We start from the raw sequence: 20,846 nt of genomic DNA on the forward strand, positions 1-20,846 counted from the left end.
ACAAGAGAGGCTCTAAGTCCTGCGGCCCTGCCGGTCAAGCAAAAGGAGCCTGCGGCAGTTCGCATCGGCGCCGGGCCATGCCGGAATGCCGATGCTTCGCCTCAATTCGCCTTTTCGGTGCCGTTCTGGGCGACGCCCGGCGCCTTTTCCTCGGGAAGCCCGTTCTTCAGCTTCTCCTCGATCCTGGCGAGGTCTTCGGGTTCGGGCTTGCCGTCGCGCGCATGGGCCCACTGGAACGTCGCTTCGAGCTTGCGGCCTACCTTCCAGTAGGCATCGCCGAGATGATCGTTGATCGTCCAGTCCTCGGCCCGAAGCTTCACCGCCTTTTCGAGCTCGACCACCGCCTCGTCATACCGCCCGAGGCGATAATAGGCCCAGCCGAGCGAATCGACGATATAACCGTCCTGCGGCCGCGAGGCGACGGCGCGCTTGATCAGGTCGAGGCCCTCGTTCAGGTTGATATTGCGGTCGATCCAGGAATAACCGAGATAGTTCAGCACCTGCGGCTGGTCGGGGAAGAGTTCGAGCGCCTTCTTGAAGTCGGGCTCGGCCTTGTCCCACTGCTTCAGCCGCTCATAGGCGATGCCGCGCTGGTAGAAGATGGTCCAGTCGTTCATGACCGGTTCCTTGATCGCCGCAACGGCCTTGTCGTAGATTTCGGCGGCCTTCGCGAAGTTCTTGTCGCCGGCATAGATGCTGCCGATGGCGAGATAGGTGCGCATGTCCTGCGGATCGTTGGCGAGCAGCGTGTTCAGATGGCCGATGGCCTCGTCATTGCGCTTCAGCGCGGCGAGATTGATCGCCTGCTGCATTTCGGCATCGCGCCGATAGGGCGAATCCTTGGGCACCTTGTCGAAGAACTCGATGGCGCGCTCGGACTGGTCCATCTTGGAGCTGATGTCGCCGAGCTGGTAGAGCGTCGCGTCGTGGTTCGGCCTCAGCGGCAGCGACATCTGCAGATAGAGCTTGGAGAAGGCCTCGCCGCCGTCGCGGTTGATGGCCGTCGCCACCGTATAGAGCACTTCCGCCGCACCCTGCTGCGGCGTCGCGACCAGCGGCTCGACCGATTTCGCAGTGGCGATCTTCTTGCCGAATTCCGTCAGCACCATGCGGCCGGACAGCATCTCCGTTGCCTTGCTGACGAGCTCCTGCGCGCCCTCGCGGTCGCCGGAGCGCAGCTTGAACAGCGCGAAGGATTCGACGATGCGCTCATAGGTATCGGGCGCCGCCGCCACATTCGTCCGGTCGTCGATGGCGCTCTGGTAGAAGGCCGCGGCCTTGTCGTTCTGGCCGGCCATCTGGGCGATCAGCGCCGAACTATAGGTCTTGAACAGCGTGAAGCCTTCCGGTCCCTCCAGCTTGTCGATCGCGGCAAGAGCTTCGTTCGGCTTGCCGGCGCCGGCCTTGGCGAAGGCGGAAAGCAGGCCGGTGATCATCCGGTCCAGTTCCGACTGCAGCGCGAGCTTCAGGTAGGAATCGGCCGAGCGGTAGCGTTTCTTGGCAAGGGCGTCGACCGCCAGCGCCAGGCGCGAAAAGCGCTCGATCTCCGGCACGGTCTTCAGGTCCTCGGCGATCGGCAGCGCATCCTTGAACTGTCCGTCGGTCAGAAGGACGAGCATCAGGCTCTGGCGCAATTCGGTATTGCGCGGATCGAAGCGCAGCGCCTCGCGGTAGAAGGCGACGGCGCTGTCGAAATCATTGCTGCGTTCGGCTGTCCGCGCCGAAAGAAACGCCCCCGACAAGGTGCCGGTGCTGAGGGAAGGCGCCTGGTTCGTGGTGGCGGCCGCAGGAATCGAGCCTGCCATGACGGCGGCCAGCGCTGCGCCCGCGATGGAGCCAAGCAATTTGCTGCGTTGCATATTGTGTTCCTCTTTGGCCACCCTTGTGGCCCTCGATACGAATCCTGGCCGAAACCATGGCCTTTTTACGGTTTCACCACAAGTTTTCCCGAAACGGCCCCGGCTTTTTGCGCCGCCGGTCAGTTGACCCTGCTGATGCAGAAGTCGATGACGTCGAGCAGCGCATCCTTCTGCGGCGAGGCATCGAGAGGGGCAAGCGCGTCACGCGCGATGCCGCCAAAGTGGCGGGCGCGCTGGACCGTGTCGCTCAAGGCGCCATAGCGCGTCATCAGGCCCTTGGCCTTTTCGAGGTTCTTGTCGTCGTTCTGGCCGTTTTCCAGCGCTTCCTTCCAGAACAGCCGCTCCTCGGAGGTGCCGCGGCGATAGGTCAGCACCACCGGCAGGGTGATCTTGCCCTCGCGGAAATCGTCGCCCGTATTCTTGCCGAGGTCCTTGGCATTGCCGCCATAATCCAGCGCATCGTCGACCAGCTGGAAGGCGAGGCCGAGATTGAGGCCATAGGAACGCAGCGCCTGCCGGTCCGTGCGCGATGCCGCCGCGATGATCGGACCGACTTCCGCCGCCGCCGAGAACAGCGCCGCGGTCTTGGCCTTGATCACGGCCAGATATTCATCTTCCGTCGTCTCGAGATTCTTCGCTGCCGCAAGCTGCATCACCTCGCCCTCGGCGATGATCGAGGCCGATGTCGCGAGCACGTCCAGCGCTTCGAGCGAGCCGACATCGACCATCATCTTGAAGGCCTGCCCGAGCAGGAAATCGCCGACGAGGACGCTGGCCTGGTTGCCCCAGATCATGCGCGCGGTGCTGCGGCCGCGCCTGAGGTCGCTTTCGTCCACCACGTCGTCATGCAGCAGCGTCGCCGTATGCATGAACTCGACGCTGGTGGCGAGCTTCACATGGCCATCGCCCTGATAGCCGAACATGCGCGCCGCCGCGAGCGTGATCATCGGGCGCAGGCGCTTGCCGCCGGACGAGATCAAATGATTGGCGACCTCCGGTATCATCTCGACATCGGAACCCGCCTTGGACAGGATAAGTTCATTGACGCGGCCCATGTCGCCCCTGGTCAGATCGACCAGCGGCTGGACCGAACCGTCATTGCTTTTCTTCTCGTCGAGACTGACAACAACGCCCAAAACGAAACTCCTACTGTCCTGCTATCGTGCGGGTGCACCTTATTTTGACCGGCTGCGAGCCGCAAGCGGCGAATTGGCGCGCGGAATTTGATGCCTGCCATTGGATCGTGCTAGGCAAATCGTGCTAGGCCCCAAGCGGGCATGCAGCATCGCCGGAAGCCGGCATCCCTCGGAAGGTAGAATGACATGCTCGAAATCATGCGCACGAACGACCCCGTCCTGATTTCCTTCGTCGAGGCCCTGCTGAAGGACGCCAACATCAACTTCTTCGTCGCCGACGCCAATATGAGCATTCTCGAAGGCTCGCTCGGCGTGCTGGCGCGGCGCATCATGGTGGAGGAGGCGAACGCCTCCGAGGCGCGGCAGATCCTGACCGATGCCGGCATCGAGCAGGAGCTTCGTGACTGACCGATGCTGCCGGACGACGATACGAGCACTGTCGACGCCTTTCATCGCGGCCGCTTCCACGTGGTGCAGCCCGCGCTCAAGGGCCATCGTTCCGGCGTCGATGCCATGATCCTCGCCAGCATGGTGCCGGACGGTTTCAACGGCCGGATCGCGGATATGGGCGCCGGTGCGGGAGCCGCCGGCCTTGCCGTGCTGTCGCGCTGCCCGGAGGCGAGCGCGACGCTGATCGAGCGTTCGGCCTTCATGGCCGGTTTCGCCCGGCGGACGCTGGAACTTGCCGAAAATGCGGCGCTTGCCGGCCGCGCGGAAGTATTGGAAGCCGATGTCATGCTGACCGGGCGGGCCCGCGCCGCGGCCGGCCTGCCGGATGACAGCTTCGGCTTCGTCATCATGAACCCGCCCTTCAATGCGGCATCGGACCGGGCGACGCCGGACCCGCTGCGGGCCGAGGCGCATGTCATGGCGCCCGGCATGTTCGAGGGCTGGATCCGCACCGCCGGAGCGATATTGCGGCCGTCCGGCATGGTCGGCATCATCGCCCGCCCGGGCTCGCTGGCGGAAATCCTCGAAGCCCTGCGCGGCCGCTTCGGCCAGATCGTCATCGTCCCGGTTCAGCCCCGCCCGCAGGAAGCCGCCATCCGCATCCTCGTGCGCGCAGTCAAGGGCAGCAAGGCGCCCCTCGCCCTGCATCCGCCGCTGATCATCCATCACGAGAGCGGAAACGGCTTCACGCCGCGCGCCGACGCCATCAACAACGGGCTCGCCGGGCTTTTTTAGCCGTGGCGGGATTGTCATTCCGCCGCAGCCGCCTACATGCCAGTTGAAACACCACCAATGAGGAGAGCCCCTTGCCCCGATTCATCCGGAATCTGCTGCCGCGGCGCTGGCGCCCGGACCATCACGAAATTCCCGTGGTTCGCCTGCACGGCGCCATCATGTCGGGCAACAGCCGGTTCCAGAACAATCTGTCGATCGCCACGGCCGCCTCGGTGCTCGAAAAGGCCTTTGCCGACAAGGACGCGCCGGCCGTCGCCATCTCGGTCAATTCGCCCGGCGGCTCGCCCGTGCAGTCGCGGCTGATCTACCGGCGCATCCGCGATCTCGCCAGCGAAAAGAACAAGAAGGTCTATGTCTTCGTCGAGGATGTCGCGGCCTCCGGCGGCTACATGATCGCGCTCGCCGGCGACGAGATCATCGCCGACCCCTCCTCCATCGTCGGCTCGATCGGCGTCGTCTCGGCAAGCTTCGGCTTCACCGAACTGATCAAGAAGATCGGCGTGGAGCGGCGCGTCCATACGGCCGGCAGGAACAAGGCGACGCTCGACCCCTTCCGCCCGGAAAACAAGGACGACATCGAACATCTGAAGGCGCTGCAGCTCGAAATCCACGAGACCTTCATCGGCCTCGTCAAGGAGCGGCGCGGCGACAAGCTGAGCGAGGCGCCGGACCTCTTCACAGGCCAGTTCTGGACCGGGATCCGCGGCCTCGAACTCGGGCTAGTCGATAGCCTCGGCGACATGCGCTCGCATCTCCAGGCGCAATACGGGCCGAAGACCAGGCTGAAGCTGATCTCGCAGCCGCGCGGGCTTTTCGGCCGCAGGCTGCCCTCCGCCGAAGTGGGGCTGGAGCGTCTCGGCGCCGGTCTCGCCAATGGATTGGCGGCTTCCGTGGAGGAACGCGCCCTGTGGTCGCGTTTCGGCCTGTAGACGGGAGCCGGAATTTCCGCACCGGCCGCTTTGGCAAGCGCGGCCGGCCATGCTATATCTGGTCTTGAACAGCCGCATGTTTCGAGGGTTACGCCGATGCCACAACTGATCTTCTTCCTGCTTGTCGGCCTCGCCGCCTATTATGGCTACCGCTCCTTCAAGCGCGAGGCGCAGCGCGTTTCGCAGCGTGTGCGCGAGGCGGAAAAGGAAGCGCAGAACAGGGCCGACGGCACCCTGGTGCGCGATCCGAAAACCGGTGAATACCGCCTGCGCAAAGACTGAAAACCATGTTCGACAGCCCAGCGCCCGGCACAGTGAGCCGTGTTGCTCCCGCCAAGATCAACCTTGCGTTGCATGTGACGGGCCGGCGCGACGACGGCTATCATCTCCTCGACAGTCTCGTGGTGTTTGCCGGCCATGGCGACCGCATCAGCGTGAAAAGCACCGCCGCCGACAGTTTCGCCATCAGCGGCCCTTTCGCGGCAGGACTGCCGGCGGACGACGGCAATCTGGTGATCCGCGCGCGCGACGCCCTGCGTTCGCTCTTCCCCGGGCATTCGGGCGCCGTTGCCATTCATCTCGAGAAAAACCTGCCCATCGCCTCCGGCATCGGCGGCGGATCGAGCGACGCAGCGGCGGTCCTGCTGGCTCTCGCCCGGCTGTGGCGCCTGCAGATCGAGCCCGGAGCCCTGCTGCCGGTCGCGCTGAAGCTCGGCGCCGACCTGCCGATGTGCCTGCACGGGCGCCCGCTCATGGCGCGCGGCATCGGCGAGGCCATCGAGCCGGTGGCGCAGTTTCCGCATCTGCCGCTGGTACTGGCCAATTGCGGCCTTGCCGTCTCGACACCGCAGGCCTTCGCGGCGCTCGACCGGCGCGACAATCCCGGCTTGCCGCCATTGCCCGGCCTCGCCTCGGCGGCGGCGCTTTGCGACTATCTCGCGGCGACGCAGAACCATCTCTACCTCGCCGCGCGCAAGCTCTCGGCGAGGATCGACGACACGCTTCACGCGCTGGAAAATACCGGCCCGCTTCTGGCGCGCATGTCCGGCTCGGGTGCGACCTGCTTTGCCATCTATGACAGCGACGCGGCGGCGGCGCTTGCCGCGCAGCGCCTGCAACAGCAGCATCCGGACTGGTTCGTCATGGCCACACATAGTCCGGCGGAGGGATGATCATGGACAGGATAGACGAAAGCCGCGCCTTCGTGCCGGTGAAGATAGCGGTGCTGACCGTCTCGGACACCCGCACCACGGACGACGACAAATCCGGTGCGACCCTCGCCGAGCGTATCGTCAAGGCCGGGCATATCCTCGCCGACCGCGCCATCGTCGCCGACGAGCTCAGCGTCATCCGCTACAAGGTCATCGCCTGGTCGGAGGACCCAGAGATCGATGTGATCATCACCACCGGCGGCACCGGCTTTACCGGCCGCGACGTGACGCCAGAAGCGCTGGAGCCAATATTCGAGAAGCGGATGGATGGTTTTTCCGCCGTCTTCCACCGGATATCGCAGGACAAGATCGGCACCTCGACCATCCAGTCGCGGGCAACGGCAGGCCTGTTGAATTCGACTTTCGTCTTCGTCCTGCCCGGCTCGCCCGGCGCCTGCAAGGATGCCTGGGACGGCATACTCCAGCACCAGCTCGACTACCGGCACATGCCGTGCAATTTCGTCGAGATCATGCCGCGCCTCGACGAGCACCTGCGCCGCGGCGCTGCAAGCTGAAATCTATCTGGCCGGCGCCGGCACGATCTCGGCGCGCATGCGCTTCATGGCCAGCCCGCGCGCAAGATCCGCCGCCCTCGTATCCGGCTTCAGCAATGTCAGCGACTGGCGGCGCGATATCAGCAGGCCGTCCGCTATGGGATTGGCCGCCGAGAACAGCCGCTTCAACAGCGGCTTGCGGTACATGGAGGCACGGGTGAAACAGGCCGGCCCCTGCATGCGCTCCACATGCACCGCCACCGGCTCGATCCAGCCATCCATGAGGCGCGCGCCGGGCTCCAGCAGCAGGAACCAGTCGCTGCGGCCCCGCATGAAGCCATCGATCAGCATCTGGTCCTGCAGGAAGATGCAGCCGGCCGCATCGGCGACGCGGTGCGTCTGGTCCTGCGAGCCATGATCGACGACGATGACGTCGCTCAACAGCCCCTCCACCGCTCCGCCGACCAAACCGGTGAGCGTCCTGGCCAGAAGTTCGTCGGAATTGTGGGTTTCAATCAGGACGGAGATCATAAAAAGCAATTATAGCAAGCGCGCGAAAATTTCCATCACTGCTTTTGGCTAAATTGTTCTTGCTTTGTTCTATCCGCGTGCTAGGAATAGATTCATGTTTAGCAGCGATGCGAATCGAGCCGTTCCTGAAGAGGGAGGATGCAATGGATATTGTAGTGCAGGCTGACAAGGCCGCTTTCGGCGATGGCCGGGCGCAACATGCCAATGCGCTGCTCGACGAGACGGGCATGCGCGTCGATTCCGAACGCCGGCGCGGCCGGGGTGCGGGCATCAACCCGACAGGGCGCTACGAGAGCGAGACCAGGCACGTCTATGATGATGGCTGGGAGACGATCGAGGACCTGCCGCCGTTCAAGACCGACGTCCAGGTGGAAAAGCCGCGCACCATCATCACCCGCAACGATTCCCCCGATATCAGCTTCGACCGCTCGATCAATCCCTATCGGGGCTGCGAGCATGGCTGCATCTATTGTTTCGCCCGGCCGACGCACACCTACATGGGGCTTTCGGCGGGGCTCGACTTCGAATCGAAGCTGTTCGCCAAGCCCGACGCCGCGAGGATGCTCGACAAGGAATTGTCGCGGCCGGGCTATCAGGCCAGGACCATCGCCATCGGCACGAATACCGATCCCTACCAGCCGATCGAGAAGAAATGGCGCATCATGCGCGATATTCTGCAGGTGCTGGAGGAGCATCAGCATCCCGTCGGCATCGTCACCAAATCGGCGCTCGTCATGCGCGACCAGGACATTCTCGCGCGCATGGCCGAGAAGGGGCTGGCCAAGGTCTGCCTTTCGGTGACCTCGCTCGACGGCAGGCTCGCCCGCACCATGGAGCCGAGGGCCTCGACGCCGACAAGGCGGCTGCAGGCGCTGCGCAGCCTCGCGGATGCGGGCGTTCCCGTCGGCGTGATGGTGGCGCCGGTCATTCCCGGGCTCAACGACCATGAGATCGAGCGCATTCTCGACGCGGCCCATGCCCAGGGCGTGCGCGAGGCCGGCTATGTCCTGCTTCGCCTGCCGCTGGAGGTGAGCCCGATCTTCAAGGAATGGCTGCTGCGCAACTACCCGGACAGGTATCGCCATGTGCTTTCGCTCGTCCGTTCCATGCGGCAGGGCAAGGATTACGACGCCGAATGGGGCAAGCGCATGCGCGGCGAAGGGCCCTATGCCTGGCAGATCGGGCGGCGTTTCGAGCTGGCGACAAAACGCCTCGGCATCAACACGAACAAGAAGAGGTTGAGGACCGACCTGTTCGCGCCCACACCCGCGAGCCAGCAATTATCGCTTTTCTAGCGATCCGGGTTCACTGGCGCCCTGTTTCTACGCGTTTTCCCGGTGGAGAAATCCACCGACTTTTCCGGAAGACGCACCAGGTGAAAGCTTCCCCTTCGTCCCGGCGGCACCCCAACCTCGCCGGGACGAGCCTCCCTGATGCCACCCGCCCCCCGAGCATCAGGGACTTGCAGAGAATCGGAACGAATGCGAGTGTCGCCGCAAGATGTCTCGATCGCGTTCTGATTCTCTGCTGCTTTCCCTGGAGCCCGCCAAGCCGGACTTTGCCAGCGAGCGCAAATGGATGCGTTCCGGTGTCGAGTTCGTCGCCGGCATAGACGAAGCCGGGCGCGGACCGCTCGCCGGCCCCGTGGTTGCGGCGGCGGTCATCCTCAATCCGAAGAAGATTCCCGAAGGGCTGGACGATTCGAAGCGGCTGACAGCGGCGCGGCGCGAGGAATTGTTCGAGACGATCACCGCGACGGCACTGGCCTGCTGCGTCGCCAGCATTTCCGCCCCGGCCATCGATGCCACCGACATTTTGAAGGCGGCGCTGGAGGCGATGCGCCGCGCGGCGCGTGGCCTTGCGATCCTGCCCGGCCATATCCTCATCGACGGGCGCGATGTCGCCCCCGGCCTGCCCTGCCCGGCGACGGCGCTGATCAAGGGCGACCAGCGCTCGGTCTCCATCGCCGCCGCCTCGATCCTGGCGAAAGTCACGCGCGACCGCATGATGGCGCAGACCGGCCGCTACTACCCGCTCTACGGGCTGGAACAGCATGCCGGCTACGCCACGGAAATGCACCGCAACGCCATGGAACAGCACGGCCCGCTGACCGGCCTGCACCGCTTCAGCTTCTCCCCGCTGAAGGACCGCATCGCCTGACAGGGTCGATTCTGTCCCGAGCGCCCCGCTCTCATTCCTGACTCTCCGCCTCCCGCATGCCGAGCCAACTTCCCTCATGGTGAGTTGCACCTCCCTCATGCTGAGCTCCAACCTCCCGCATGCCGAGCCTCCGCCTCCCTCATGCTGAGCCTGTCGAAGCACGCTGCAACGTTTGTGCAGTCTCTCATTAGGGAGTTGCATCAAAATAGTGCGTGCTTCGACAGGCTCAGCATGAGGGAGGCAGGAGCTCAGCATGAGGGCGGTAGGCTCAGCATGAGGGCGGGTGGCTCAGCATGAGGGGGGGAGTTCGGTATCAGTGAGGTGGAAGGGTTGCACACCCCCCGGCCCCATTGCCCCTCAGCCCCGGCCCCACCCCAAATGCAAAGAGCCGCCCTGCGGCGGCTCTCGATCAGATGCGAATGACGGTGTGGCGCGAGGCTCAGTTGAGCCGGGATTTCACTTCCGTCAGCGATGATTTGAACAGTTCGGCCGAGGTCTTGGCATCGACCTTGTCGGCGAGGACCTTGCCGGCGGCGGCGATGGCGACATCGACGGCCGTGGCGCGGACCTCGTTGACCGCCTCGAGCTCGGCCTGGGCGATCTTCTGCTCGGCAAGCTTGGTGCGGCGCGCGACATATTCCTCGGTCTTCTGCTTCGCCTCGTCGAGCAGGCCATGGGCCTCGCGCTGGGCGATGGCGACGATCTCGCCGGCTTCCTTCTCGGCTTCCTTGCGCTTGCGCTGGTATTCGGCGAGCAGCGACTGGGCCTCCTCGCGCAGGCGGCGGGCCTCTTCAAGCTCGTCGCGGATCTTGTCGGCGCGCGCATCGAGCGACTTGCCGACGGTGCCCGGCACCTTCAGGTAGACGACGAGGGCCAGAAAGATGATCAGGCCGACCAGCGCATAGAATGTTGCATCGAAGTGCATGATGGTCTCCTCAGCCCCGTACCGATTTCACGGCGGCGGCAATGCTCGGCCTGTCGACCGTCCCGCCCAGGATCTTGCGCACGACTTCCGTCGCGGTGTCCTCGGCGATGGTGCCGACTTCCTGCATGGCCTTGTCCTTGATGGCGGCGATGCTGGCTTCGGCGTCGCTCAGCTTCTTTTCCAGCGCGGCGGAAATCTCCGCCTGCTCGGCTTCCGCCTTGGCCTTGGCCTCGTCGCGAGCCGTCTGCGCAATGGAATTCGCCTTGGCCTTGGCGTCGGCAAGTTCCTGTTCATAGGCAGCGAGCGCCTCGTCCGACTCCTGCTTCATCCGCGCGGCCTGGTCGAGATCCGTGGCGATACGATCGCGGCGGGTCTCGATCGTCCCGCCGATGCGCGGCAGGACCACGCGCGACAGGAAGAGGTAGAAGACGGCGAATGTCAGGGCCAGCCAGAGCAGCTGCGATGCGAAATGCGTTGAATCGAAGGGCGGGAACACGGCCTTCTCATGGCCGGCGCCAGTCTCGGTATGCGCCGTGGTGGCTCCATGCGCGTCGGCGCCGGGCGTACCATGCGCGTCAGCGCCGGGCGTTTCAGCCTGAGCGACTGTTGTTTCCGTTGTGGATGCGGCGTGAGCCGATGACACAAACATGCGTCGTCCCCTTGGGTTGATCCTCGAGCCGTTCGCCGCCCCTGAGGGCAGGCCCGGCCTCGTCATTGTTGCGAATGTACCAGAGAACGCCGCTACGGCCCCGCTGGATTCGCCTCGATAGATGCTACTGGCTGCGCCTGGACGCAGCCAGTATGGCAGGCTGTCTGTTAAACAGCGAAGAGAAGCAGAAGAGCGATGAGCAGCGAGAAGATGCCCAGAGCTTCGGTAACGGCGAAGCCGAATACCAGGCGGCCGAACTGGCCGTCAGCTGCCGAAGGATTGCGCAGCGCACCGGAGAGATAGCTGCCGAAGATATTGCCGAGGCCGAGGGCCGTGCCAGCCATACCAAAACAAGCCAGACCTGCGCCGATGTACTTTGCTGCTACCGGATCCATATTAAACTCCTTTAGATCGAATGGTCATTGATAGATTTGCGTTTGGCGGAACCCGCCGGCGAAGTATTCCAGGACGGACCGGACCTCGAAGTCCGGGACCCGCCCCGATTTGGTGTCAGTGGCCGCCCGGATGGACCGCATCATTGAGATACATGCAGGTCAGCACCGTGAAGACATAGGCCTGCAGGAAAGCCACCAGGAATTCGAGGCCCGTCAGGGCGACCGTCATGGCCAGCGGCAGGATGGCGCCGCCGATGCCGACTGCGCCGAAAGCGCTGAGCGAGGCAACGAAGCCGGCAAAGACCTTGAGCGTGATGTGCCCGGCCAGCATGTTGGCGAAGAGACGAACCGAGAGGCTGATCGGACGCGACAGGAACGAGATGATCTCGATCGGCACGACGAGCAGCAGGAGCGGCGCCGGCACGCCCGAAGGCACGAAGACGCCGAGGAACTTGAAACCGTGCTTGGCAAAGCCGTAGACGAGCACCGTGCCGATGACCAGCACCGCCAGCGCGAAGGTGACGATGATCTGGCTGGTCACGGTGAAGAAATAGGGGAACATGCCGAGCATGTTGGCGACGAGCACGAACATGAAGAGCGAGAAGACGAAGGGGAAGAACTTCATCCCCGCGCTGCCCGCCGATTCGCGCAAGGTCGACGCCACGAATTCATAGGCCATCTCCGAGACCGACTGGAGCCGGGTCGGGATCAGGCCGCGATTGGAAGAGGTCAGATAGAGGAATGCGGAAGCGACGGCCACCGTCGCCACCATGAAGGCCGAGGAATTGGTGAAGGAAAGATCAACGCCGCCCACATGCAAGGGGATCCATTGCGAAATGTGGAACTGATGAATCGGATCGTTGGCCACTATTACCTCGTCTCTAATTTGTTCCTGCAGCCGGTTTTACTGGCTGAAGCCCTATTCCGTCTTGTCGCGGCCGGTGTCCTTGCCGGACTCCAATCCGCGATTTTCCGCCACACGGCCCGCCGCGCGCAGAACGTTCAGCGTGCCGGCACAAAAGCCAAGGAGAAGCAGAATGATCAGCCCCCATGGCGACGTGCCCAAAAACCGGTCGGCCAACCAGCCGAGCCCCGCACCCACCAGAACACCGGCGATGAACTCGCTCGACAACTTCATGGCCTGTGCGACACCGGAGGCGGTATCCGTCCCCTTGTCGTCCGAACCTTCGCCCGGCGCGACGCGTCTCGAACCGAGTTTCGATTCCAGCGCCCGGCGCCTCAGCTCCAGCTCTTCCGAAGTCGGTCCCCCACCCGCACCCTTCGCGGCTCCGACAGGACCAGACTTATCGGGATCGTTACCCGTGGCCAATGGCATGTCCTTTGCGCGCAGAATGCGGGTTTCACCCCGCTTCGAAGTCGCGCGCAACATATTGTTACGTTCCGCGCTAGTCAAGGCGCAACGGCAGGAGTCCCAAGGCTAATTTTCAGGCAGGATATCAATATGTTAGCCGAATATGACTATATGCCTCACCTCTCGCGCGCGTTTTTGCCGCCGATCGCGGCCTCTCACGGCGGCAAATGGCATCCCGGGAAGCGCCGGGCGGCCGGGCCCGAACGCAAAGGGCCGCCGAGCCCGAGCCGCGGGGATCGGGCCGCCAGCCCCTAATGCCCGAATGCGCGTTCGAGCGCTGCCGGATCATTATGCACCGCGAGCTTGTCCATGATCGTCGCGCTCGCCTCGTTCATGCCGACCACCTCGGCCTCGATGCCCTGCTTGCGGAATTTCAGCACGGCACGGTCGATCGCGCCGACGCCGGTGAGATCCCAGACATGGGCATGCGAAACATCGATGCGGACGAGGCCCGGCCTTTCGTCGAAATCGACGGCATCGAGGAAATTGTCGGCGGTGGCGAAGAACAATTGCCCGTAGACGGTGTAGCTGCGGGTGCGCCCATCGGCGGAAAGCTCCGAGGCCACCCGGAATATCTGCGCCACCTTCCAGGCGAAGAAGATGCCCGACAGCAAGACGCCGACACCGACGCCGAGCGCGAGATTATGCGTGCCGACCACCGTGAACACCGTTGCCAGCATGACGATGCTGGAGCGGCGCGGATGGGTGCGCAGATCGTTCAGCGACGACCATGAGAAGGTACCGATCGACACCATGATCATGATGGCGACGAGCGCCGGCATCGGGATGATGCGGACCCAGTCATCGAGCACGAGAAGCAGGACCAGCAGGAACGAGCCGGCGACGAAAGTCGAAAGCCGGCCGCGCCCGCCCGATTTCACATTGATGACCGACTGGCCGATCATGGCGCAGCCGGCCATGCCGCCGAGGAAGCCGGTGACGAAATTGGCGATGCCCTGGCCGACGCATTCGCGGTTCTTGTCGCTCTTGGTATCGGTCATCTGGTCGACGATGGATGCGGTGAGCAGGCTTTCCAGCAGCCCGACCGCCGCAACGCCGATGGAATAGGGCAGGATGATCCACAATGTCTCGAGATTGAACGGCACGTCGGGGATGAGGAAATGCGGCAGGCTGGAGGGAAGCTCGCCAAGATCGCCGACGGTGCGCACGTCCAGTCCCAGCGCCAGCGTCGCAAGTGTCAGGACGATGATGCAGACCAGCGGCGACGGCACGGCCGTGGTGATGCGGGGGAAGAGGTAGATGATCGCAAGCCCGGCCGCAATCATGCCGTAGGTGCCGACGGGCACGCCGACAAGCTCCGGCAATTGCGCCATGAAGATCAGGATCGCCAGCGCATTGACGAATCCCGTCAGCACCGAGCGCGAGACGAAGCGCATGACGCGGCCAAGCCGGGCGAAACCGGCGAGGACCTGCAGGATACCCGCAAGGATTGTGGCCGCCAGCAGGTATTGCAACCCGTAATCGCGGACAAGCGAGACCATGAGCACGGCCGTGGCGGCGGTGGCAGCAGAGATCATGCCGGGCCGCCCGCCGGTGATGGAGATGATGACGGCGATGGAAAACGAGGCATAGAGCCCGATTTTGGGATCGACGCCGGCAATGATCGAAAAGCCGATCGCCTCGGGAATGAGCGCCAGCGCCACGACGATGCCGGCGAGGACATCGCCGCGAATGTTGGAAAGCCAGTCGCGGCGCAATTGAGCGGGAAAAGACATGAATATCCCTGAATGGACAGCAAGACCTTCCGCGCGGCGTGGCGGTGTCGGAACGACGGGTCTTGCGGGATTGTCCGGCGGGTTGGCGGCCGGAAGAGCCACCCGGGGTTGCACCGGGTCCTTGTCACTACCGGTTCTATAGCGAACCGGGCCCGGCCTTGCAACAGCGGCCCGCCGCGTGGCCCGAACTTCTGTGTCTGGTGGATCAGCCGTGCCTAGATCCAGCCGCCGCCATAGGTGCGGTAGAAGATGTGCGTGCCGATCTTGTCGACCCGCTTCATCGTACGCGCCCAGTTGGGACGGACATAGGTGGCGTGGTAATGGGTGGCCGAGCCGACCTCGGGCAGGAATATGCGGCCGGAGGTTACCGCCATTGCCACTTCCTGCGCCATTTTCCAGTATTTCGGCTCAGTCACGTTGAGCTTGCGGCCTTCGCAGGCGAAGGAGAACTGGCAGCGGTTGATCCAGTCATTGTTCTGGTAGACGACATTGCAGATCGACTTCGGATAGGCGGGATTGCGGACGCGATTGAGGATGACCTGCGCCACCGCCGCCTGGCCCTTGACGCTCTCGCTGCGGGCTTCGAAATAGATGCCGGTGGCCAGGCATTTCTGCTCGGCCTTGCTGAAGACGGAAGGCGGCAATGGCGTTGCCAGCCATTCATGGTCGCCCTTGCCGAGAGGCGGGATGAACCGGCCACCCTGCTTCGGCTCCGTCAGGATGTTGTCGAAGGGCGAGGTCTTGTAATAATCCGGCGTCGACGGCGCATAGCCGAGGGCGAGCACGTCGGGCTGGTCATTGTTGACGAGCTCCGCCAGCATGGGCGAAAGATTGGAAGCGGGCTTCTCCGGCGCCCTGTCGTGGAACGCGCGCGCGATCTGGATTTCCTTGCCGGCGATCTTCGGCCTGGCAAAGGCCATCTCGACCTCGACGCCATGGGTGGGGCGGATGATCATGCTCGAACGTTGCAGGATCGAACCGGCGCTGAAGGCCTTGGGCGGCGTCTGCCGCTGGATCGAGACCACCCGGCCGCGCTTCTCCTTGCGGTTGATGCGCTCTTCGTCCGGCGCGATGTTCCCGCCCTTCAGCGCGCCCTTGATGGCGACGCGGCCGACGCCCGGCGCATTGATGCCGCTGGCCGGCAGCGAGCCGGTGATCGCCTTGTCGTCGGTAAAGGCCATGTTGGCCTTCTGGATCGAGCCGGCGGGAGATTTCTCGAGATAGGCGGTCCAGCGCCCGCGCCCCGATTCGCTGCCCGAGATCAGGCTGGCCATGTCCTGGTAGCCGACCATGGTGGGCGAAAGGAGGTAGATGGCGGCGCCGAGAACGAGAGGAGCGTAATTCCGATCTGCCTGATGCTTGCGAAGCCGGCCGCACGCCAGCAAGAACCCCGAGAAACGCACGCCGATACCCCACTCACGACCGAATAATCCTGTCGCCGAAAATGAAGCATTAACCTTGATGGAGAGTTAACGCCGGAGCTGTTGTCGCCTCCGGCGATGGCCTATCGCTTCTTGCGGGCGCGATTGGCGAAGGGATTGTCCGAGGTGCGCAGCACGACGCGGATCGGCACGCCGAGAATATCGAAGGTCTCGCGCAGGCCGTTGGTCAGGTAGCGGACATAGGAGGTCGGAAAGGCTTCCGGCCGCGAGCAGGAAATGACGAAGCCCGGCGGGCGCGTCTTCACCTGCGTGATATATTTTATCTTGAGCCGGCGTCCCGCCACGGCGGGGGGCGGATGATGGGCGATCACGCCTTCGAGCCAGCGGTTGAGCCGCCCGGTCGAGATGCGGCGGTTCCACATTTCGTCGGTCGCGGCCACCGCCGCCATCAGCTTGTCGATGCCCTGGTTGCGCTCGCCGGAGATCGGCACCGCGCGGATGCCGCGCACCTGCGGCAGCAGCCTGTCGGTCTTCTCGCGCAGGTCGGCAAGGACCATCTGGCGGTTTTCCACCAGGTCCCATTTGTTGAAGGCGATGACCGGCGCGCGTCCCTCGCGGATGATGAGATCGGCGATCTGCAGATCCTGCTTCTCGAAGGGGATGGTGGCATCGAGGACGATGATGACGACTTCGGCAAAGCGGATCGCACGCAGCGCGTCGCCGACCGAAAGCTTCTCGAGCTTCTCCTGCACGCGCGCCTTGCGGCGCAGGCCGGCCGTATCGAACAGCCGGATCTTGCGGCCGTTCCATTCCCAGTCGGCCGAGATCGAATCGCGGGTGATGCCGGCTTCCGGCCCGGTCAGCAGGCGTTCCTCGCCAAGCATCGAATTGATGAGCGTCGACTTGCCCGCATTGGGGCGGCCGACAATGGCGATGCGCAGCGGCTTGGACGGATCGTAGGAAGGAATGTCCTCCGCATCCGGATCGTCGATATCGTCGCCGATCAGCTCGTCATGCGGACGCGGCACCGCCGGTATGGTGACATTGGCGGCATCGCCCTCCTGCTGCGGCGCATGTTCGTCCGGAAACACCGTCTCCTCGCCCAGCGCCTCGACAATGGCGTCGCGCAGGTCGGGAAAGCCCTGGCCATGCTCGGCCGAAATGGGGCAAGGCTCGCCGAGGCCGAGCTGGTAGCTGTCATACATGCCGGATTCGGCGCCGCGCGCCTCCGCCTTGTTGGCGACGAGAATCACCTTCTTGCCGGAGCGGCGCACCAGATCGGCAAAGGTGACGTCGGCGGGGTTGATCCCGGCCTTGGCATCGACGACGAAGAGCACGAGATCCGCCTCGTCGATGGCGAGCTCGGTCTGCGCCCGCATCCGCCCTTCCAGCGACTGGCTCGCCACTTCCTCGAGGCCCGCCGTATCGATGACCTGGAAAGTCAGGTCGTAGAGCTTGGCGTCATGGATGCGCCGGTCGCGGGTAACGCCGGGCAGATCGTCGACGAGCGCGATCTTCTTGCCGACGAGGCGATTGAACAGCGTCGATTTTCCGACGTTCGGACGGCCGACAATGGCAAGGGTGAAGCTCATCGGCTCTCGTTCCTATCTCAGCCGGCAGCAGCGGCGGGCGAAGCGCCCGTGCTCTTGAGGAGATCGAGCATCTGGTCCGCGAACTGGCGGGCATTGCCCGGCGCGGCCTGATCGTCGGAAATCTGCTGGAACAGCTTGGTTGCGTCCTCGCCCCGGCCGGCCTTCCAGGCGGCAAGGCCGAGCGCCTCGCGCGCCGAATGCCGCATCGGGTTGTTGTCGGCGGCCAGTGCCTGCACGCGGTTGGCTACGTCGTCATAGGAGCCCGTGTCGATGAGGATGAAGGCAGCGCGCAGCTTCGCCAGATCGCGGAGGGACTGCGGGATGGAACCGTCGGCGGCCACCTTGTCGAAGGCGGCGACGGCGCCCGCAAGGTCGCCCTTCTGCGCCAGCACGCCGGCGGAGCGCATCCGCGCCAGCACCGGATAGGCGCCATAGCCATCCTTTTCGAGTTCGGCGAGCGCCGCCACGGCCTCGTCATTCTTGCCCTCGCGCACGAGATTGAGCGCGGCCAGGAACTTGTCGCCCGATTGGGAAGCCTGCCTTTCGGTGTAATATTCGTAGAAGGCGAAGATGCCGGTGCCGATGACGACGGCGATCACGGCGCCGATCAGCACGGTGCCGTAGCGCTCCCAGAACGCCCGCATCTTGTCGGTGCGCAGTTCTTCATTCACCTCGCGGAAAAAGCCGTCGTCAGTCATGGTGCCTCTTGGCCGTATCGATTGTCATGGCGCGCGCATCAACGCGCAAAGTTCAGGGGCTTTTAGTCGTAAACGCCGCCGGATGTAAGGGCCTTGCACAAAATTGGCGTCAGATAGGCGAAATGCCGATCAAAAGCGCATGCAGCTTCCACAGGAACAGGCCATAGAGCAGCACGCCGATGCCGATGGCCATGAGGTCGTTGGCCACCGGCCCCGGCGCGATATAGGGCGTGGCGAAGCCGGCCTCCGCCTGGCGCCTGATCGCAACGCGGTCGAAGATGGCCCAGACGAGAAACGACAGGAACAGGATCAGCGAGGCGAGGTCGCCATTGGCGAGGAGATGCGCCAGCGCCCAGATCTTGATGGCGACGAGCATCGGATGCTTGATCGCCGGCTTCAGCCGGCCCGGCCTCGCGATGAAGACGCCGAGAGAAATGAACGCCAGAAGCATCAGCAGCAGCGCGATATGCTTCATCCAGACGGGCGGCTCGTAGAGCACCGGCGCGACGAGCCTCGCCTGGCCGAAACCCCAGACGAGAAGCACGAGGCCGACGACCGAAACCAGCGAATAGAAGCCTTTCCACCGCCCCTCGCCCCATTGCTCCATCTTGGCCAGCCGCCATCGCGGCGCAACGATCCGGACCGAATGAATGCCGAGAAATATGATGATGCCAAGGATCAGTAACAACATGCAGGCGCCCTCCCCGCCGCCATCTTAAAACCTTTCACCGGTGAAAGAAAAGAGCGCTGGTGGGGATGACCCTGCAATCAAACCGCCATGCTCATGGATATTCATGCAACCTCCACGATGACCCGATCATCGCCACAATTGCCAACTAGCGACAATGCCACCCCCATTTGAGCATCCGGGGAGTATCTGGAGTATCATGCCGTCAGCGTCCCGCCTTGCCGCCACACTCATCATCCTTGCGTCCAGCACGGCGGCCCCGGCGGAAGAGGCGCAGCTGCGCGGCACCATCGGCACGCAGCCGCAATATGTGCTGATCTCGTTCGACAATGCCGGCAACAACGATCTGTGGGACCGCAGCCGTGCGCTCGCCCAGCGCTCCAATGCCAAATTCACCTATTTCCTGTCCTGCGTCTTCCTGATCGACCGCAAGGACCGTAAATCCTACCAGCCGCCGAGCATGGGCGCCGGCCGCTCCAATATCGGCTTTGCCGCCTCGCGCGAGGATATCGCCCTGCGGCTGGACAATATCTGGCGGGCGCGCAACGAGGGCAATGAGATCGCCAGCCATGCCTGCGGCCATTTCGACGGCAAGGACTGGTCGAAGGCGCAATGGGAGACCGAGCTCGTCACCTACAAGTCGGTGCTGCGCGATGCCTGGGCCAGATATGGCCACGGCGCCGAACCTGCCGACTGGAAGAGCTTCGTCGACGGGGAAATCCGCGGCTTCCGCGCGCCCTATCTGTCGGAGAGCCCGGCGCTGATCGCCGCGCTGAAGGCGCAGGACTATCTCTATGACGGCAGCGGCGTTTCGAGGGGGCCGGCCCTGCCGCAACGGTCGGGCGGGCTCTATCGCTTCGGGCTGCCGACCATCCCCGAAGGGCCGAAGGACCGGCCCGTCATCGCCATGGACTATAATCTCTTCGTGCGCCATTCCGGCGGCTTCGAGCGCAAGGACCATCTCGGCGAATTCGAGAACCGCGCCTATGCGGCGTTCAAGGGCGCGTTCGAACGGCAATATGACGGCAAGCGCATCCCCTTCCAGATCGGGCTGCACTTCACGCTGATGAACGGCGATGCCTATTGGCGGGCGCTGGAGCGCTTCACGCAGGAAGTCTGCGTCAAACCCGATGTGCGCTGCGTCACCTACAGCGATTATATCCGGGAAACCGGCGGCATCGCCTCCGCCGCCGCTCACCACAGCCAGAGCGGCATCTAGGCTTCCGGGTGGTGGGCGAGCCAACCACCCTCACGCCGAGCCTGCCCTACCCCAGAGCCCGGGCCATCGAGCGGATCATGATTACGGCGGATGCGGCGCCGGGGTCCATGTGGCCGAGGGAGCGTTCGCCGAGCCGGGCGGAACGGCCCTTGGTCGCCACCATCGCCCGGGTGGCCTCGGCCCCTGCAGCGGCGGCGGCGACGGCGCGGTCCAGCGCATCCGGCAACGAGGCGCCGGCGGCCCGCGCCTCCTCCATGGCACGGGCGGCGGGCGCCCAGGCGTCGATCATGGTCTTCTCGCCCGGTTCCGCCTTGCCGCGGTCCTGGATGCCCTTGGCCATGGCGATGAAGCAGGCGCAGACATCGTCGTCGCCGAGCACCGGCTTGCCCTTGGCCGCCGCGCCCGCACGCATGAACGCCGTGGCATAAAGCGGCCCCGAGGATGCGCCGACGGCGTTGAGGAAGGATTTGGCGGCGGTATTGAAGATCGCCGACGGATCGCTCGCCGCCGGGTCGATCCCGTCCAGCGCCCTGGCGACGGCGGCAAAGCCGAGATCCATGGCAATGCCGTGATCGGCATCGCCGATGACGCCGTCGAGTTCGCAGAGTTCGCCCTTGGCGGCGGCCATCGCAGCGGCGATGTCGCGGAACATTTGCGCAAGGATCGCGGGTGTGATCTCGCTCAT

General features: G+C 64.2%; 23 protein-coding genes and 1 other annotated feature. Of the genes, 9 read left to right on the forward strand and 14 right to left on the reverse strand.

Annotated features, from left to right (window positions below; genetic code table 11):
* Nucleotides 1–101: 101 nt before the first annotated feature.
* Both M8997_RS15065 and M8997_RS15070 read right to left on the reverse strand, forming a co-directional pair.
* Entirely contained in the window at nucleotides 102–1,859 is a 1,758-nt protein-coding gene (locus M8997_RS15065; RefSeq protein WP_250014900.1) for a tetratricopeptide repeat protein, read from the reverse strand.
* A 119-nt stretch (nucleotides 1,860–1,978) separates the two neighbouring features.
* Nucleotides 1,979–2,995, reverse strand: coding sequence for a polyprenyl synthetase family protein (locus M8997_RS15070; protein ID WP_250014902.1), 1,017 nt, complete (start codon nucleotides 2,993–2,995; stop codon nucleotides 1,979–1,981).
* Between the two features lie 186 nt (nucleotides 2,996–3,181).
* Here M8997_RS15070 and M8997_RS15075 point away from each other — a divergent pair, with 186 nt between their 5' ends.
* The 6 genes from M8997_RS15075 to moaB all read left to right on the forward strand — a co-directional run bounded on the left by M8997_RS15075 (nucleotide 3,182) and on the right by moaB (nucleotide 6,835).
* Nucleotides 3,182–3,403 (forward strand): DUF2007 domain-containing protein, encoded by a 222-nt coding sequence (locus M8997_RS15075; protein WP_250014904.1) that lies wholly within the window; start codon nucleotides 3,182–3,184, stop codon nucleotides 3,401–3,403.
* A 3-nt stretch (nucleotides 3,404–3,406) separates the two neighbouring features.
* A complete protein-coding gene (locus M8997_RS15080; protein ID WP_250014907.1) occupies nucleotides 3,407–4,180 on the forward strand; it encodes a tRNA1(Val) (adenine(37)-N6)-methyltransferase in 774 nt (257 codons plus the stop codon).
* A gap of 71 nt (nucleotides 4,181–4,251) precedes the next feature.
* Nucleotides 4,252–5,109 carry a S49 family peptidase gene (locus tag M8997_RS15085; RefSeq protein WP_250014909.1) on the forward strand — a complete coding sequence of 286 codons (858 nt, stop codon included), beginning with the start codon at nucleotides 4,252–4,254 and terminating at the stop codon, nucleotides 5,107–5,109.
* Nucleotides 5,110–5,205: 96 nt separating this feature from the next.
* Complete coding sequence (locus M8997_RS15090; RefSeq protein ID WP_250014911.1) at nucleotides 5,206–5,391, forward strand: hypothetical protein; 186 nt, start codon at nucleotides 5,206–5,208, stop codon at nucleotides 5,389–5,391.
* A gap of 5 nt (nucleotides 5,392–5,396) precedes the next feature.
* The gene (locus M8997_RS15095) at nucleotides 5,397–6,281 is read left to right on the forward strand and encodes a 4-(cytidine 5'-diphospho)-2-C-methyl-D-erythritol kinase (RefSeq protein ID WP_250014913.1); all 885 of its coding nucleotides are present in this window, start codon (nucleotides 5,397–5,399) and stop codon (nucleotides 6,279–6,281) included.
* Between the two features lie 2 nt (nucleotides 6,282–6,283).
* Nucleotides 6,284–6,835 (forward strand): molybdenum cofactor biosynthesis protein B, encoded by a 552-nt coding sequence (gene moaB / locus M8997_RS15100; RefSeq protein WP_250014914.1) that lies wholly within the window; start codon nucleotides 6,284–6,286, stop codon nucleotides 6,833–6,835.
* A 3-nt stretch (nucleotides 6,836–6,838) separates the two neighbouring features.
* On the opposite strand, the gene M8997_RS15105 is transcribed toward moaB, so the two are convergent.
* Complete coding sequence (locus M8997_RS15105) at nucleotides 6,839–7,345, reverse strand: glycosyltransferase family 2 protein (protein ID WP_250014915.1); 507 nt, start codon at nucleotides 7,343–7,345, stop codon at nucleotides 6,839–6,841.
* A 143-nt stretch (nucleotides 7,346–7,488) separates the two neighbouring features.
* Here M8997_RS15105 and M8997_RS15110 point away from each other — a divergent pair, with 143 nt between their 5' ends.
* Together M8997_RS15110 and M8997_RS15115 are read left to right on the forward strand one after the other, a co-directional pair.
* Nucleotides 7,489–8,640 (forward strand): PA0069 family radical SAM protein, encoded by a 1,152-nt coding sequence (locus tag M8997_RS15110; protein ID WP_250014916.1) that lies wholly within the window; start codon nucleotides 7,489–7,491, stop codon nucleotides 8,638–8,640.
* Nucleotides 8,641–8,845: 205 nt separating this feature from the next.
* Entirely contained in the window at nucleotides 8,846–9,505 is a 660-nt protein-coding gene (locus M8997_RS15115; protein WP_250014917.1) for a ribonuclease HII, read from the forward strand.
* A 439-nt stretch (nucleotides 9,506–9,944) separates the two neighbouring features.
* Here the strand turns inward: M8997_RS15115 and M8997_RS15120 are convergent, their stop codons facing one another.
* From M8997_RS15120 to M8997_RS15165, 10 genes are all read right to left on the reverse strand, one after another.
* Nucleotides 9,945–10,430: a F0F1 ATP synthase subunit B gene (locus tag M8997_RS15120; protein ID WP_250014918.1), complete on the reverse strand. Its 486-nt coding sequence runs from the start codon at nucleotides 10,428–10,430 to the stop codon at nucleotides 9,945–9,947.
* 10 nt (nucleotides 10,431–10,440) lie between these two features.
* Nucleotides 10,441–11,079 carry a F0F1 ATP synthase subunit B gene (locus M8997_RS15125; RefSeq protein WP_250014919.1) on the reverse strand — a complete coding sequence of 213 codons (639 nt, stop codon included), beginning with the start codon at nucleotides 11,077–11,079 and terminating at the stop codon, nucleotides 10,441–10,443.
* 167 nt (nucleotides 11,080–11,246) lie between these two features.
* Nucleotides 11,247–11,474, reverse strand: a complete 228-nt coding sequence (locus M8997_RS15130; RefSeq protein WP_008125314.1) for a F0F1 ATP synthase subunit C — start codon at nucleotides 11,472–11,474, stop codon at nucleotides 11,247–11,249.
* 115 nt (nucleotides 11,475–11,589) lie between these two features.
* Nucleotides 11,590–12,342, reverse strand: a complete 753-nt coding sequence (locus M8997_RS15135; protein ID WP_250014921.1) for a F0F1 ATP synthase subunit A — start codon at nucleotides 12,340–12,342, stop codon at nucleotides 11,590–11,592.
* Nucleotides 12,343–12,393: 51 nt separating this feature from the next.
* Entirely contained in the window at nucleotides 12,394–12,804 is a 411-nt protein-coding gene (locus M8997_RS15140; protein WP_250015443.1) for an AtpZ/AtpI family protein, read from the reverse strand.
* 293 nt (nucleotides 12,805–13,097) lie between these two features.
* Complete coding sequence (locus tag M8997_RS15145; RefSeq protein WP_250014922.1) at nucleotides 13,098–14,582, reverse strand: SulP family inorganic anion transporter; 1,485 nt, start codon at nucleotides 14,580–14,582, stop codon at nucleotides 13,098–13,100.
* A 68-nt stretch (nucleotides 14,583–14,650) separates the two neighbouring features.
* Nucleotides 14,651–14,706: a sequence feature (sul1 is cis-regulatory element that is thought to sense ions involved in sulfur or methionine metabolism; They are found in Alphaproteobacteria), on the reverse strand.
* Between the two features lie 91 nt (nucleotides 14,707–14,797).
* The gene (locus tag M8997_RS15150; protein ID WP_371929594.1) at nucleotides 14,798–15,964 is read right to left on the reverse strand and encodes a cell wall hydrolase; all 1,167 of its coding nucleotides are present in this window, start codon (nucleotides 15,962–15,964) and stop codon (nucleotides 14,798–14,800) included.
* Between the two features lie 122 nt (nucleotides 15,965–16,086).
* Nucleotides 16,087–17,556: a ribosome biogenesis GTPase Der gene (der, locus tag M8997_RS15155; RefSeq protein WP_250014924.1), complete on the reverse strand. Its 1,470-nt coding sequence runs from the start codon at nucleotides 17,554–17,556 to the stop codon at nucleotides 16,087–16,089.
* A gap of 17 nt (nucleotides 17,557–17,573) precedes the next feature.
* Nucleotides 17,574–18,254 carry a tetratricopeptide repeat protein gene (locus tag M8997_RS15160; RefSeq protein ID WP_250014925.1) on the reverse strand — a complete coding sequence of 227 codons (681 nt, stop codon included), beginning with the start codon at nucleotides 18,252–18,254 and terminating at the stop codon, nucleotides 17,574–17,576.
* 109 nt (nucleotides 18,255–18,363) lie between these two features.
* Nucleotides 18,364–18,945, reverse strand: coding sequence for an NnrU family protein (locus M8997_RS15165; protein WP_250014926.1), 582 nt, complete (start codon nucleotides 18,943–18,945; stop codon nucleotides 18,364–18,366).
* A gap of 196 nt (nucleotides 18,946–19,141) precedes the next feature.
* Here M8997_RS15165 and M8997_RS15170 point away from each other — a divergent pair, with 196 nt between their 5' ends.
* Nucleotides 19,142–20,161, forward strand: coding sequence for a polysaccharide deacetylase (locus tag M8997_RS15170; protein WP_250014927.1), 1,020 nt, complete (start codon nucleotides 19,142–19,144; stop codon nucleotides 20,159–20,161).
* A gap of 46 nt (nucleotides 20,162–20,207) precedes the next feature.
* Here M8997_RS15170 and dhaL read toward each other — a convergent pair whose 3' ends face one another.
* Nucleotides 20,208–20,846 (reverse strand): dihydroxyacetone kinase subunit DhaL, encoded by a 639-nt coding sequence (dhaL, locus tag M8997_RS15175; RefSeq protein ID WP_250014928.1) that lies wholly within the window; start codon nucleotides 20,844–20,846, stop codon nucleotides 20,208–20,210.

It is taken from the genome of Phyllobacterium sp. 21LDTY02-6 (assembly GCF_023554255.2).
Lineage (GTDB): Bacteria > Pseudomonadota > Alphaproteobacteria > Rhizobiales > Rhizobiaceae > Phyllobacterium.